Origin of the sequence: Bradyrhizobium sp. Arg816 (assembly GCF_029989365.1) — a bacterium.
Lineage (GTDB): Bacteria > Pseudomonadota > Alphaproteobacteria > Rhizobiales > Xanthobacteraceae > Bradyrhizobium.
On the sequence record NZ_JAPRAQ010000023.1, the window covers coordinates 123,276 to 137,986 of the forward strand.

Genomic DNA, 14,711 nt, shown 5'->3' on the forward strand with positions numbered 1-14,711 from the left:
ACCATTTGGTTACAAATGCACCTTTGGGCTAAGAAGGCAGCCGGAGATTGCTAAACAGCGACGAAATGGCCCGAAAAGCGCAGAAGTCAGCGAAGCGACCGGTTCGGAGGCGGACCGAAGCAGGCAGCAAGGCCGCGCCAAAGCGCCGCAACATGCGCGCGGCCGACCGCGAGCGCGCGATCGTGGACGAGGCGATCCGTTTCTTTGCCGAGCATGGCTTCGAAGGCCAGACCCGCGAGCTGGCCAAACGCATGGGCATTACGCATTCGGCGATCTATCGCCACTTCCCCAGCAAGGAAGCGCTGATCGAGCGGGTCTACCAGGAGGTCTATCTCAGCCGCTGGTCGCCCGATTGGGGGCCGATGATCCGCGACCGAACCTTGCCGCTCGAGGCGCGGCTGACGCGCTTCTATCTCGACTATGTCGAACGCGTGTTCGAGTACAATTGGGTTCGGATCTTCGTCTTCTCCGGCATGAAGTCGTTCGGCATCACCGGCCGTTATCTCGACATTGTCCGACGCGAGATCATCGAGCCCGCGGCGGCCGAGCTGCGCCACGACCTGAAGCTGCCCGACGCGAAATCCCATCCGCTCAGCGAACGCGAGACCGAGCTGTTCTGGGGCCTGCACGGCCGCATTTTCTATCTCGCCATCCGCAAGTTCATCTACGAGACGCCGATCCCGCCCGATCTCGACGCGATCGTCCGCGACGCCGTCCAGACCTTCATGGACGGCGCGAAGATGACGATGCCGAAGCTGCTGGTGAGCGGCTAGTTACTTCGCAAGGCTAGGCAGATCGAGGCCCTTGTCACGGGCACAATCGATCGCAGTCTCATAGCCCGCATCGGCGTGGCGCATGACGCCGCTGGCGGGATCATTCCACAGCACACGCTCAATGCGCTTCGCGGCTTCCGGCGTGCCGTCGGCGACGATCACCATGCCCGCATGCTGCGAGTAGCCGATGCCGACGCCGCCGCCGTGATGCAGCGAGACCCAGGTCGCGCCGCTGGCGCAATTGAGCAGCGCGTTGAGCAGCGGCCAGTCGGACACCGCATCCGATCCGTCCTTCATCGCCTCGGTCTCACGGTTGGGGCTTGCCACCGAGCCGCTGTCGAGATGATCGCGGCCGATCACGATCGGCGCCTTCAATTCGCCACGCGCCACCATCTCGTTGAAGGCAAGGCCCAGGCGATCTCGGTCGCCAAGGCCGACCCAGCAGATTCGCGCCGGCAGGCCCTGGAACTTGATGCGTTCCTTGGCCATGTCGAGCCAGTTGTGCAGATGCTTATCGTCAGGCATCAGCTCCTTGACCTTGGCGTCGGTCTTGAAGATGTCCTCGGGGTCGCCCGACAGCGCAGCCCAGCGAAACGGCCCGACGCCGCGGCAGAACAGAGGGCGGATATAGGCGGGAACGAAGCCCGGGAAATCGAAGGCGTTCTTCAGGCCCATGTCCAGCGCCATCTGGCGGATGTTGTTGCCGTAGTCGAGCGTCGGAATGCCTTGCGCATGGAAATCCAGCATGGCCTGGACGTGCTCGACCATCGACGTTTTTGAGGCGCGCTCGACAGCTTTCGGATCGGACGCGCGCTTGGCTTCCCAATCGGCGAGCGTCCAGCCCTTTGGCAAGTACCCGTTGATCGGATCATGTGCGCTGGTCTGGTCGGTGACGATGTCGGGCTTGACGCCGCGGCGCACCAGCTCGGGGAAAATCTCCGCGGCATTGCCGAGCAGACCCACCGATACCGCCTTCTTGGTCTTTGCTGCCTCTTCCATGATCGCGAGCGCCTCGTCGAGCGTCGCGGCCTGCCGGTCGAGATAGCCGGTGCGCAGCCGCATCTCGATGCGGCTCGGCTGGCATTCGACCGCGAGCATCGAGGCGCCGGCCATGGTCGCCGCCAACGGTTGCGCGCCGCCCATGCCGCCGAGACCGGCGGTGAGAATCCATCTTCCCGCGAGGCTGCCGCCATAGTGGCGCCGGCCGACCTCGACGAAGGTCTCGTAGGTGCCCTGCACGATGCCCTGGCTGCCGATATAGATCCAGGAGCCCGCCGTCATCTGGCCGTACATCATCAGGCCCTTGCGGTCGAGCTCGTTGAAATGATCGAGCGTGGCCCAATGCGGCACGATGTTGGAGTTCGCGATCAGCACACGCGGAGCATCGGCATGGGTACGGAAGACGCCGACCGGCTTGCCGGACTGGACCAGCAGCGTCTCGTCATTTTCGAGCTTGCGCAAGGCCGCCGTGATGCGGTCAAAGCTCTCCCAGTCGCGCGCGGCGCGGCCGATGCCGCCATAGACGACGAGCTCGCTCGGGCGCTCCGCGACATCAGGGTCGAGATTGTTCATCAGCATGCGCAGGGGCGCTTCCGTCAGCCAGCTCTTGGCGCTGATGTCGCTGCCGCGGGGGGCGCGGATGGTGCGGTCATTGTCCAGTCGGCGGTTCATGCGGAGCACCTCTTTAGTCAAGTCTCGGGAACGGATCGGTTGGAAGCGCTGCGATCGCCACGGCCGGTAGCGCATCGGCTTCGATCAGCGCAGCCGCCTTGGCGAGATCGCCGGCCATGTAGCGGTCGGCGGCGAGTGCGGGCACATGCTCGCGAAGCGCGGCGATAACGGCTGCGAGCGGCGCGCTGGTCGCATGCGGCGCACGCAGCGTGATGCCTTGTGCGGCGACCAGCAACTCGATGCCGAGGATGGCGGCGAGATTGTCGGCCATGTCCGAGAGGCGACGCGCGGCGTGCGCGGCCATCGAGACATGGTCTTCCTGGTTGGCGCTGGTCGGGGTCGAGTCGATCGAGCAGGCCGCCGCGCGTTGCTTGTTCTCGGCATAGAGCGCGGCCGCCGTGACCTCGGCGATCATGAAGCCGGAATTGATGCCGGGATCGGGCGTGAGGAACGGCGGCAAGCCGAAATTGAGCGCGGGATCGACCAACGTCGCGATGCGCCGCTCGCTGATCGCGCCGATCTCCGACAGCGCCAGCGCGATCGTATCGGCGGCAAAGGCGACCGGCTCGGCGTGGAAATTGCCGCCGGAGATGATCTCGCCGGTCTCGACCAGGACGAGCGGATTGTCGGTGACGGCATTGGCTTCGACGATCAGGGTGCGTGCGGCCTGCGTGATCAGGTCGAGCGCAGCGCCCGCGACCTGCGGCTGGCAACGCAGGCAATAGGGATCCTGCACGCGCTCGTCACCTTCGAGATGCGACAACCTGATATCGCTGCCGTCGAGCAACGCGGTCAACGTCGCGGCGGCAGCGATCTGTCCTGCATGACCGCGCAGCGCCTGAATTTCCGGGCGGAACGGCGCTGTCGAAGCCATCGCAGCATCGACCGACAGCGCGCCGGTGACGAGCGCGGCGCGAGCCAGGCAAAACGCGCGCAGCACGCCGGAGACGGCATAGGCGGTCGAGAATTGAGTGCCGTTGATCAGCGCGAGCCCCTCCTTGGGGCCCAGCGTCAGCGGCGCAAGTCCGGCGACGGCGAGTGCCTCTCGGCCGGAGACAGTCTTGCCATCGACGATCGCCTGCCCCTCGCCGATCATCACCGCCGTCATGTGCGCGAGCGGCGCAAGATCGCCGGAGGCACCGACCGAGCCTTGCTGCGGCACCAGCGGATAGACGTCCTGCGCCAGCATGGCCTGCAATTGCTCGATCACCTCGCGGCGGACGCCGGAGGCACCACGCCCAAGCGAAACGATCTTCAGCGCCATCATCAGCCGGACGATCGGCTCCGGCGTGGCCGGGCCGACGCCGCAGCAATGCGAGACGATGAGATTGCGCTGGAGCAGCGCGGTCTGGTCGGGCGGGATGCGCTTCGAGGCCAGTTTTCCAAAACCGGTATTGATGCCGTAGACCGGCGCGGCGGCGTGTGCTGCCTTTGCGACGATCTCCGCGGCCGCCTCGACGCGCGGCCAGAATGACGGATCGAGTACGACAGGAGCGCCCACGAGCACGCGCGCGAGATCGTCGAGGCCGACCGTTCCCGGCTTGACGACGATGGCTGCGCCCTGCTCCGTCACTGTCCCCTCCACACCCGGCGATGCAGCGGATTGAAGCCGATGCGGTAGACGAGCTCGGCGGGCCGCTCGATGTCCCAGATCGCGAGATCGCACCACTTTCCAGCTTCCAGCGTGCCGGTTTCATTGAGCACGCCGAGCGCCCGCGCGCCTTCACGGGTGACACCAGCGAGGCATTCGGCCACCGTCATCCGGAACAGCGTCGCGCCCATGTTCATCGTGAGCAGGAGCGATGTCAGCGGCGAGCTGCCGGGATTGCAGTCGGTCGCGAGCGCCGTGTGGACGCCGTGCTTTCGGAACGCCTCGATCGGCGGCTTCTGCGTCTCGCGGATGAAATAGAAGGCGCCGGGCAGCAGCACAGCGACTGTTCCGGCCTTCGCCATCGCGGCGGCGCCGGCCTCGTCGGTGTGCTCGAGGTGATCGGCGGAGAGCGCGGAGAATTTTGCGGCGAGCGCAGCGCCGCCGAGGTTCGACAGCTGGTCGGCATGGAGCTTGACCGGCAGCCCAAGCCCCCTCGCCGTCTCGAACACCCGCGCGGTCTGCTCGGCCGAGAACGCGATGCCTTCCATGAAGGCATCGACGGCATCGGCAAGGCCGGCCTTTGCGACAGCCGGCAGCATTTCATGACACACGAGATCGATGTAGCGATCCTTGTCACCGCCGGCCTCCACAGGCAGCGCATGCGCCCCGAGAAACGAGGTGCGGATCGCAACCGGCCGCTGACGGCCGAGGATGCGCGCCGCTGAGAGCTGCCGCATCTCGGTCTCGACATCGAGGCCGTAACCGGACTTGATCTCGATGGTGGTGACGCCCTCGCCGATCAGCGCATCGAGCCGCGGCAGCGCGCTGGCAACGAGCTCGGCCTCGCTCGCTTTGCGCGTCGCGGCCACTGTCGAGACAATGCCGCCGCCGGCGCGCGCGATCTCCTCGTAGCTTGCGCCTTTCAGACGCAGCTCGAATTCGTGCGCGCGGTTGCCGCCATAGACGAGATGGGTGTGGCAATCGACGAGGCCGGGCGTGATCCAACGCCCCTCGCAATCGATCCGCTTGATCGCGTCGGCATCAACAGGGAAACCCGCCGCTGCGCCCGCATAGACGATATGGCCGTCGCGTGCAGCGATCACACCATGCTCGATCTCGCCGAGATCTGGACGGTCGGCCCGCATCGTGGCGAGCCGGGCATTGTGCCAGATCCGGTCGAAGCGCTCTGCCATGCAATGGTCCCTTCGTGGGATGCTTGACTTATATGTCTAGACATATAATCGTGGGGCGGTTCTGTCCAGCCGGCGTGTAATCATGACCCGACTGCATTTCGCTTCCGCGCTCCTGCCTTCGGGCTGGGCCAATGACGTGCAGATGGTGATCACCGCTGGCGCGATCGCCGAGGTGACGCCGGGCGTGGCGCCGGCCGGCGGCGACGAGCGTCACGGAATTGCGCTTCCGGGCTTGGCGAGCCTGCACAGCCACGCATTCCAGCGCGGCATGGCGGGGCTGGCCGAGCTGCGCGGCGATAGCACCGATACGTTCTGGACCTGGCGCGACACGATGTATCGCTTCGCGCTGGCGATGACCCCGGACGATGTCGCCGCCGTTGCGACGCTGCTGTATGTCGAGATGCTCGAACAGGGCTTTACCCGCGTCGGCGAATTCCACTACCTCCACCACGATCGCGACGGCTCTCCTTATGCCGACCTCGCGGAAATGGCTGTGCGCATTGCACAGGCTGCCGAAGCATCCGGCATTGCGCTGACGCTGCTGCCGAGTTTTTATGCGCATGGCTCCTTCGGCGGCGCAGCACCGCATGCCGGACAACGCCGCTTCATCTGTTCGGTCGATCAGTTCGCCGCGCTGATGGCTGCATCACGCAAGGCGATCAGCAGATTGCCGGGCGCCAATATCGGCATCGCGCCGCACAGCCTGCGCGCGGTGACGCCGGATGAGCTCGCGGCGATCATTCCGCTCGCGGATGGTGGACCGGTGCACATTCATGCCGCCGAGCAGGTGAAAGAGGTCGAGGATTGCCTGGCCTGGTCGGGACGACGGCCGGTGCAATGGCTGCTGGAGCACGCGCCGCTCGATCAACGCTGGTGCCTCATCCACGCGACCCATACGACGGATGCGGAAGTCACGGCGTTCGCGAAGACCGGTGTGGTGGCCGGTCTCTGCCCCATCACCGAGGCCAGTCTCGGCGACGGCATCTTTCCGGCGCGCGAATTCGTCGATGCCGGCGGCGCGTTCGGTGTGGGCACCGACTCCAACGTGCTGGTCGGCGCAGCCGACGAGCTGCGTCAGCTCGAATATGGCCAGCGTCTCAAGCATCGCGAGCGCAACGTGCTCTCCGGCGGCGCAGGCCGCTCGACGGGACGTACGCTGTTCGATCATGCGCTCGCCGGCGGTGCGCGCGCGCTGGCACAGGCCGCGGCTGGCCTCAGGCCCGGCGCACGCGCCGACATCGTCACGCTCGACACCGCACATCCGTCGCTCGCGGGACGTTTGCGCGACGCCGCCATCGACGGTTGGATTTTTGCCGGAGGGACCGGCGCGATCGATTGCGTCTGGGCCGGCGGCCACAAGGTCGTCGAAGGCGGACGACACAGACTGCGACAGACCGCGCGCGAGCGCTTCAACGCAGCGGTGCGGAGGCTCGTCGCATGAGCCTGGCCACCAATGCAGCCGACCAGCCGACGCTCTACAAGCGCATCCGCGCCGATATCGAGAAGCGCATCCTGACCGGCGAATGGCCACCCGGGCATCGCATCCCGTTCGAGCACGAATTGGTCGCACGTTACGGCTGCTCGCGCATGACGGTGAACAAGGCGCTGTCGGAGCTCGCGCAGGCCGACCTGATCGAACGGCGCCGGCGCGCCGGCTCCTTCGTACGCCGGCCGCAGCATCTGTCGGCGGTGCTGAAGATCGCAGACATTCGCGCCGAGATCACCGCGCTTGGCCGCGGCTACGGCTACGAGCTGATCGGGCGCAAGCTGCGCGCGGCGACCGCCGCCGACCGCGAGCGTCTTGGCGTCAAGAAGGCCGGCAAGGTGGTTGCGATCACCTGCCGGCACAGCGCCGACAAGGTGCCGTTTGCCGTCGAGGACCGACTGATCGATCTGTCGTCCGTGCCGGATGCGGCGACCGCGGATTTCTCGCGCGAGCCGCCCGGCTCGTGGCTGCTTCATCATGTCCCATGGACGGAAGCCGAGCATACGATCAGCGCCATCGTTGCGGACGATCGCACGGCGGAAGCGCTCGACATCGCCGTCGGCGCGCCTTGCCTCGTGATCGACCGCTATACCTGGCGCAGCGCGCGCACCATCACCGCGGTGCGCCTGCTCTATCCCGGTGACTCTCACCGCCTTGTCGCCCGATTCAAGGGAGGCTGAGAGGATATGTCGGCACAAATCGTGCAACGCTTCGGGCAACGGTCCATATGGGCCGGCAATGATCAACAGGACGTCAAACCATCGATCGGCAAGAGGACGACAATCATGCGTAGTTCAAAGGTATTTGCGACAATCATTGCGCTTACGGCCTGCACTCCCGTGCTCGCCGACGACGTCAAGGTCGGCGTCGGCATCTCCGGCTGGACCGGATTCGCGCCACTGACGCTGGCGAAGGAGACCGGCATCTTCAAGAAGAACGGTCTTGACGTGACGATCAAGAAGATCCCGCAGAAGGATCGCCACCTCGCGATCGCCTCCGGCGACGTCCAGTGCGCTGCCACGACCGTCGAGACCTGGATCTCCTGGAACGCCAATGGCGTTGCGACCAAGCAGATTTTCCAGCTCGACAAGAGCTATGGTGCCGACGGCATGGCCGTGCGCAACGATCTCGCATCGATCAAGGACCTCAAGGGCAAGACCGTTGCGGCCTCCGCGCCCGGCACCTCGCCCTATTTCGCGCTGGCCTGGATGCTCAAGAAGAACGGGCTCTCGGTGAAGGACGTCACCGTCGTGAACCTCGAGCCCGCCGCAGCCGCCCAGGCCTTCGTCTCCGGCCAGAACGATGCCGCGATGACCTACGAGCCGTATCTGTCGACGGTTCGCGCCGCGCCCGACAAGGGCAAGATCATCGCGACCACGCTCGACTATCCGATGGTCATGGACACCTTTGGCTGCACGCCGAAGTTCCTCACCGAGAACCCGAAGGCTGCCAAGGCGCTCGCCGACAGCTATTTCGAGGCGCTCGACATGATCGCCAAGGATCAGGCCAAGGCCTACGAGATCATGGGGGCCGATGTGAAGCAGACCGGCGAGGCGTTCGGCAACTCGGCAAAATATCTGCGCTGGCAGGACAAGGCCGCGAACCAGAAGTTCTTTGCCGGCGATTTCCTGACCTTCAACAAGGACGCCGCCGACCTCCTGCTCGAGATCGGCATCATCAAGGCCGCGCCGAAGGTCGAGGACCTCTTCGACGCGAGCTACATCAAGTAAACCCTTCAGGAACTGCCGGCCCCGTCTCTCGGCGGGGCCGGCAAACTCGTTCACCGCCGGGATAGATCGTTGATGCGTCCCCTGGATCCCGTGACATCGAAGCAGCGCGTGGCTTACGGCCTCGCGTTCTTCGTGCTGTTCGTCGCCCTCTGGTCATGGGCAACGCTCGGCGGCCATGTGTCGAAGACCTTTCTCGCCAACCCGCTGACCATGATGCAGGAAGGCTATGACCTGCTTGCCAAGCAGGGCTTCCTGTTCGACATCGGCATGACGATCTGGCGCGTCGTCGGCGGCTTCGCGCTCGCTGCGATCATCGCGGTTCCGCTCGGCGTGCTGATGGGTGCCTACAAGCCGGTCGAAGCATTCCTCGAACCGTTCGTTTCCTTTGCTCGCTATTTGCCCGCCTCGGCCTTCATCCCGCTGTTGATCCTGTGGGCCGGCATCGGCGAATTGCAGAAGCTGCTCGTCATCTTCATCGGCTCGGTGTTCCAGATCATCCTGATGATCGCCGTAACCGTGGGCACCACGCGGCGCGATCTGGTCGAGGCGGCCTATACGCTCGGGGCCAGCGACCGCGGCATCATCCGCCGCGTGCTGCTGCCCTCCTCCGCACCCGAGATCGCGGAGATTCTGCGGTTGGTGCTGGGCTGGGCCTGGACCTATGTCATCGTCGCCGAGCTGATCGGCTCGTCCTCGGGCATCGGCCACATGATCACCGACAGCCAGGCGCTGCTCAACACCGGCCAGATCATCTTCGGCATCATCGTGATCGGACTGATCGGTCTCCTCTCGGACTTCATGTTCAAGGCGTTCAACGCCTGGCTGTTTCCGTGGAGGCTCGCATGACCACGCTGAAGATCGAACAGGTCTCGCGAACCTTCCCCGCGCGCCACGGCAACGCGCCGACCAGGGCGCTGGAGCCGACCGACCTCACCATCGGCAACAACGATTTCGTCACCATCCTCGGCCCCTCCGGCTGCGGCAAGTCCACGCTGCTCCGCATCGTCGCCGGCCTCGACCGCCCGACCAGCGGGCGCGTCACGCTTGACGGGCGCGAGGTGACCGGCCCCGGCGCCGATCGCGGCATGGTGTTCCAGTCCTACACGCTGTTTCCGTGGCTGACCGTGCGGGAAAACATCGCCTTCGGCCTGCGCGAGCGCGGCGTGCCCGAGGCGGAGCGCAACAAGATCGCCGATGCCTTCATCCGCCAGGTCGGGCTGTCCGGCTTCGAGAACCACTGGCCGAAACAGCTCTCCGGCGGCATGCAGCAGCGCACCGCGATCGCCCGCGCGCTCGCCAATGATCCGAAGATCCTGCTGCTCGACGAGCCCTTCGGCGCGCTCGACAACCAGACCCGCGCCTTGATGCAGGAGATGCTGCTGGGCATCTGGGAGCGCGACCAGAAGACCGTGCTGTTCGTCACCCACGACATCGAGGAAGCCATCTTCCTCGGCAGCCGCGTCATCGTGATGAGCGCGCGCCCCGGCCGCATCAAGGCCGAGATCAATGTGGACCTGCCGCATCCGCGCTCCTACAAGATCAAGACCACGCCCGAATTCGTCCAGTTGAAGGAACGGCTGGTCGAGGAGATCCGCACCGAGGCGCTGAAGGTTGCCGAACATGCCTGACACCAAGCCGCGTGCCGATGGGCAACGCGTTCTCGCCGATCTCAATGCGCTGCGTGCCATCGGCGCCTACAAGACCGGCGTGCACAAGCCGACCTTCTCCGAGCCGCACAAGCAGTCACTGGACTGGCTGGTGCAGAAGCTGCCCGACGCCGGCCTTACCGCCGCGATCGACGGCATCGGCAATGTGTTCGGCACCAGCGCAAAGCCCGGACCGAAGCTGCTGGCGGGATCGCATCTGGAAAGCCAGAACTACGCCGGCTGGCTCGATGGCCCGCTCGGCGTCGTCTATGCGCTCGAAGCGGCGCGCGTGCTCAATGCCGATCCGTCCGTGAAGGGCGCGGTCGAAGTTGCCGCCTGGTGCGACGAGGAAGGACACTTTGGGCACTTCCTCGGCTCGCGCTCCTATGTCGGACAGGTGACCGAGGCCGACATCGATGCCGCCCGCGACCGCACCAGCGGCCGCACCATGCGCGACGCGCTCGCCGACATGCGGCTCTCGGGCCGTGCGCGCGTCTCGACCGAGCCTGGACGCCACGTCGGATATCTGGAGGCGCATATCGAGCAGGGCGACACGCTCGAAAGCGGCAAGCTGGCGATCGGCGTGGTGACCTCCATCGTCGGCATCTGGCAGTACCAGATCAATTTCGTCGGCGAGCAGAACCATGCCGGCACCACCCGCATGGCAGCGCGGAAGGATGCCGGCCTCGCGCTGGCCAAATTCTGCGTCGCGATCGACGAGCGGTTCCCAGGCGCCTGCGGGCCGCGCACGGTCTGGACCACCGGCCGCATCACGCTCGATCCCGGCGCGCCGAGCATCATCCCGGGCAAAGCCGAATTGCTGTTCCAGATCCGCGACGACGATCCGGCTGTGATCTCGCGGCTGGAGCAATTGCTGCGGAGCATGGCGGACGAGGCCAGCGCGAAGGGCCCTTGCGCCGTCACCGTGGAGAAGCTGCGCACCGGTGCTCCCGCGATGATGAACCCCGGCATTCAGGACGCAATCGAGGCCGCGAGCGAGGCCCTTGCTGGCGGACGGTCCGTCCGCATGCCGAGCGGCGCCGGCCATGACGCGCAGTTGCTTGCGACCGTTATGCCCGCGGGCATGCTGTTCGTGCCGTCGATCGGCGGCATCAGCCACCACTGGACCGAGAACACCGCCGACGCCGACATCGTCACCGGCGCGCAGGTGTACGTCGACGCCTGCCGCCGCATTCTGGGTGGTTAGAACGACGTCCCCCGCCGAACCTGAACTCCCGCAGACACACCTTCGCGTCCTCGCAGCGCATTTCGCCCGAGCTTTGCTTCGTCTTTCGCCCTCATATCCAAGAGGGCGCAGGGAAGGCCGGGTGCCGGCTGGCACCCGCGGTCCGCTGCGCGAAAAGCACACGCAGAGAAAACCGCACAACGGCATACAGGTGAGCCCAACACACGGCCTTCCCTGCGCAGGGGGAAAATAATTATGCGCATGGAGTTGCAGAGAAGCACGTGGAGTTTGTAAGCCATTGACCACGCACGAATTATCCCCAATTGATGCCATATACTTTCATTAGCATTCCCAGACACCATTGGGACAAAACCGGGGACACAAACGTGGCACGCAGGGTCCGTCATTCCAGCCTTGAGACGCGCACCGCTCGATTGAAGCTTGCCGTTCGTCGCAAGCCCTATAGCGGTCCCCCGCTGGGGCGCGGCGTGGCGCTCCTGTACCGGCGTAACAAGACGAACGGGACTTGGGTGCTGAAGGCTTCGGACGGCCACGGCAAGTACTGGACTAAAGCCGTCGCCGAGGCCGACGACTTTGACGAGAGCAATGGCAAGACCGTCCTGACTTTCTTCGAGGCACAGGATGTCGCCAAGAAACTCGCGCGCGCCGACAACGGTGGCGCCGACAGCGCGCCGATCACCGTGGACATCGCTCTGAAAGATTACAGCCGCGATCTGATCGCCCGGAATGCGAATCCGTACAACGCCGAGCATCCGCGCCTGCACCTCACCACCGTGCTGTTGTCGAAGCCAGTGGCATTGCTCACCGCCACCGAACTGAAGAAGTGGCGCGACAGCCTGCTGGGCACCATGGCGCCATCCACGATCAACCGGCTCTGCCGTTGCATATGCGCCGCTTTGGCGCTGGCGGCGCAGCACGACCAGCGCGTCAAGAACCGCGAGGCGTGGACGATCGGTCTCGCCGGTCTGCCGGACGCGCAGGAGGCGCGCAACGTGATCATCTCCGACGCCAAGGTGCGTGAGTTCGTCGCCACGGCCTATGTTCTCGATGCCAAGTTGGGGTTGCTCAGCGATGTGCTCGCCGTAACCGGCGCGCGGCCATCCCAGGTCGTCCGGCTGCGCGTCGAGGACCTGCACGATCATCCGGTGCGGCCGAAGCTGATGATGCCGAAGTCCGCCAAGGGCGGTGGCCGAAACCGTAGCCAGAAGAAGGTCGAACGATACTCCGTGCCGATCACCGTGCAACTGGCGGCAAAACTAAGGGCCGCGGCGACGGGCCGTGCCGATGACGCACCGTTGCTCATGCAAAGCGACGGACGCCCCTGGGACAAGAATCCGGGGCAGAACTATCACCGCGCAGTGGACAAGGTCGTGACCGCCATCGGGTCCGATCCTGCCGTGGTGACGATGTACTGCTTGAGACACAGCTCTATCGTCCGGATGCTGTTGCAGAATGTTCCAGTTCGATTAGTCGCGAGCCTGCACAACACCAGCGTCGCGATGATCGAAAAGCACTACTCGAAGCACATCGCTGAGTACGGCGATGAACATGCCCGAGCAGCGCTGTTGCAGCACGAGCCGCCAATCGGCGACAACGTCATTGCACTGGCGAGCTAATCACGGTTCTGAAAGCCGCGCTGACGTAACTTACGTCAGTCGGCGTCAGCTGACATTCGTTAGTTATCGAAAACGGATCGCTCGCCAGCGCCAAGGGCGAGGCGCTATTCGGCTCGCCCCGCGGAACCAATGCGAATTTCGTGGTTCACCGCGGAGAGAATTGATATGGAGTGATGTAGTCCCACCGAGCGCCGGAACGATGTCGAACGACAAAAGAAAGAGCAGCCCTTCGCCGCAAACTGAAGATGATTGGGGCATAGCTGAAGATGAGTCCGACCGCATCAAGTCCTTTCGGCCCGATCCCGAGCTGGCGAGAGCAGTTCTGAAGAGATATAAAGAGGGTCGCCGTCAGACCAAGGCGGGACCGCGCCCCGCGATGGCCCCCAAAGCCCAACCAGAGAAACGCGGTTGGCAGCTCGACCGGCTCAGGGACGTCTTGCGCATCGTGTTTCCGCCAGATGGTCGCGTTCCCGCCAACTTTACCCATGGTGCAGTCCAGGGCCTTATCGCGCCTGAGTATGAAAAAGAGAATTGGAAGTTGCCCTCTATCGACAGCATCGCGCGTGTGCGCGATCGTCGCAAGACCTAACCTCGGAACACGCAAACACGCAAACACGCATTTGCGCATGCGTGTACGCGCGCTGGCTCAGAAGACCACGCTGCTTCATCGTTCTCCATACGCTTTGCAAGCCTTGGAGAACCAAGAATGGCACGCCCCGAAGTTACCAGCCGTAAGCCGACCCACCTGAATGCCGCAGCCGACGCCGACGCCTATACTGTCGAAGAATTTTGCGCGCGTCATCGCATCAGCGTGCAGCTGTTTTACAAACTGCGCCCCCAGGGCTTGATGCCGGCGACGTTCAACGTCGGCGCTCGCGTGTTGATCTCGCGCGAGGCTGCCGCCGCGTGGCGTCGCGCGCGCGAGAACGCGACGAAGCAGACTGCGGCCTAGCCGAACAGAAAAAGGCGGCCCGCAACAGCCGCCCCCCTCATCAACTTTATGGATTCTAGATGCGTGCTTTTCTTAGCAGCGCGTGCGTTTGCGCGCGAGCTGGCGACGAGTTTCCCAAGCCGGAAACCGCCGTCTCTTTCTTCGATCCGCTTGTGGCGCACAGCTACGATCTGATCGTCATCGATCCCCCGTGGCCGTTCAAGACCTGGAGCCCCGCCGGAGAAGGTAAGTCTGCGTCGCAGCATTATCGCCTCATGACGCTCGCTGAAATCGAGGCGTTGCCCGTTCGCGGCTTGTTGAAAGCCAACGCCGTAGTCCTGCTCTGGACGACGGGCGCCATGCTTGCCCAGGCTGTAGCGGTCATGGAGGCATGGGGCATCACGTTCAAGACCGAGCTCGCTTGGCGGAAGATCACGCGCAACGGCAAGGTGCGCATGGGCTGCGGATACTGGGCGCGTAGCATGCATGAGCCCATTCTGCTGGGCACAGTCGGCAAGCCGCCCAAGGTTACCCTGCCGTCTTGCTTCGACGGACTCGCGCGCGAACATAGCCGCAAGCCTGATGAGTTCTACGAGATGATCGCGACGAAGACACCGGGCTTGCGCCGTGCCGACGTGTTCGCGCGTGAAAAGCGCGAAGGCTGGGATGCTTGGGGGAACGAGGTCGGGAAGTTTTCCCAGCCTCGTAGCACTCAGCAGAATGCAACGTTGCTTGGTGAGCACAAATTGCTCGGAGTGATGCCATGAGCGCGCTCCGGTTCCCGTTTAGCGCTCGCCAGATCGCCGCTGTCATGGGCGGCGATCTGACTGGTCGCGATTCCTGTAACGTCCCTGGCCCCGGGCACTC

General features: G+C 64.7%; 14 protein-coding genes. 11 read left to right on the forward strand and 3 right to left on the reverse strand.

From position 1 onward, the window contains the following. The first annotated feature begins 152 nt into the window (after window positions 1-152). Complete coding sequence (locus OWC48_RS36565) at window positions 153-773, forward strand: TetR/AcrR family transcriptional regulator (RefSeq protein ID WP_028170512.1); 621 nt, start codon at window positions 153-155, stop codon at window positions 771-773. On the opposite strand, the gene hutU is transcribed toward OWC48_RS36565, so the two are convergent. The 3 genes from hutU to hutI are packed head-to-tail and all read right to left on the reverse strand — an operon-like array spanning window position 774 to window position 5,228. Further along, window positions 774-2,444, reverse strand: coding sequence for a urocanate hydratase (hutU, locus tag OWC48_RS36570; protein WP_282524330.1), 1,671 nt, complete (start codon window positions 2,442-2,444; stop codon window positions 774-776). Window positions 2,445-2,457: 13 nt separating this feature from the next. Beyond that, a complete protein-coding gene (gene hutH, locus OWC48_RS36575) occupies window positions 2,458-4,017 on the reverse strand; it encodes a histidine ammonia-lyase (RefSeq protein ID WP_282524331.1) in 1,560 nt (519 codons plus the stop codon). Then, window positions 4,014-5,228 (reverse strand): imidazolonepropionase, encoded by a 1,215-nt coding sequence (gene hutI / locus OWC48_RS36580; protein ID WP_282524332.1) that lies wholly within the window; start codon window positions 5,226-5,228, stop codon window positions 4,014-4,016. The genes hutH and hutI overlap by 4 nt, the downstream gene beginning before the upstream one ends. An 82-nt stretch (window positions 5,229-5,310) precedes the next feature. Here hutI and OWC48_RS36585 point away from each other — a divergent pair, with 82 nt between their 5' ends. The 10 genes from OWC48_RS36585 (at window position 5,311) to OWC48_RS36630 (ending at window position 14,611) form a co-directional block, all read left to right on the forward strand. Further along, the gene (locus tag OWC48_RS36585; protein WP_282524333.1) at window positions 5,311-6,669 is read left to right on the forward strand and encodes a formimidoylglutamate deiminase; all 1,359 of its coding nucleotides are present in this window, start codon (window positions 5,311-5,313) and stop codon (window positions 6,667-6,669) included. Further along, complete coding sequence (gene hutC, locus OWC48_RS36590; protein WP_259256555.1) at window positions 6,666-7,394, forward strand: histidine utilization repressor; 729 nt, start codon at window positions 6,666-6,668, stop codon at window positions 7,392-7,394. The genes OWC48_RS36585 and hutC overlap by 4 nt, the downstream gene beginning before the upstream one ends. A gap of 105 nt (window positions 7,395-7,499) precedes the next feature. Beyond that, window positions 7,500-8,444 carry an ABC transporter substrate-binding protein gene (locus OWC48_RS36595; protein WP_282524334.1) on the forward strand — a complete coding sequence of 315 codons (945 nt, stop codon included), beginning with the start codon at window positions 7,500-7,502 and terminating at the stop codon, window positions 8,442-8,444. Window positions 8,445-8,516: 72 nt separating this feature from the next. Then, the gene (locus tag OWC48_RS36600) at window positions 8,517-9,290 is read left to right on the forward strand and encodes an ABC transporter permease (RefSeq protein WP_028156759.1); all 774 of its coding nucleotides are present in this window, start codon (window positions 8,517-8,519) and stop codon (window positions 9,288-9,290) included. Continuing rightward, window positions 9,287-10,072 (forward strand): ABC transporter ATP-binding protein, encoded by a 786-nt coding sequence (locus OWC48_RS36605; protein WP_282524335.1) that lies wholly within the window; start codon window positions 9,287-9,289, stop codon window positions 10,070-10,072. Before OWC48_RS36600 ends, OWC48_RS36605 begins: the two co-directional genes overlap by 4 nt. Further along, window positions 10,065-11,297, forward strand: a complete 1,233-nt coding sequence (locus OWC48_RS36610; RefSeq protein WP_282524336.1) for a Zn-dependent hydrolase — start codon at window positions 10,065-10,067, stop codon at window positions 11,295-11,297. The genes OWC48_RS36605 and OWC48_RS36610 overlap by 8 nt, the downstream gene beginning before the upstream one ends. 365 nt (window positions 11,298-11,662) lie before the next feature. Then, the gene (locus OWC48_RS36615; RefSeq protein WP_282524337.1) at window positions 11,663-12,913 is read left to right on the forward strand and encodes a site-specific integrase; all 1,251 of its coding nucleotides are present in this window, start codon (window positions 11,663-11,665) and stop codon (window positions 12,911-12,913) included. 199 nt (window positions 12,914-13,112) lie between these two features. Further along, window positions 13,113-13,502 carry a hypothetical protein gene (locus OWC48_RS36620; RefSeq protein ID WP_085405606.1) on the forward strand — a complete coding sequence of 130 codons (390 nt, stop codon included), beginning with the start codon at window positions 13,113-13,115 and terminating at the stop codon, window positions 13,500-13,502. 117 nt (window positions 13,503-13,619) lie between these two features. Then, complete coding sequence (locus OWC48_RS36625) at window positions 13,620-13,865, forward strand: hypothetical protein (RefSeq protein ID WP_208070661.1); 246 nt, start codon at window positions 13,620-13,622, stop codon at window positions 13,863-13,865. A 59-nt stretch (window positions 13,866-13,924) separates the two neighbouring features. Next, a complete protein-coding gene (locus OWC48_RS36630; protein WP_282524338.1) occupies window positions 13,925-14,611 on the forward strand; it encodes an MT-A70 family methyltransferase in 687 nt (228 codons plus the stop codon). Window positions 14,612-14,711 lie beyond the last annotated feature (100 nt).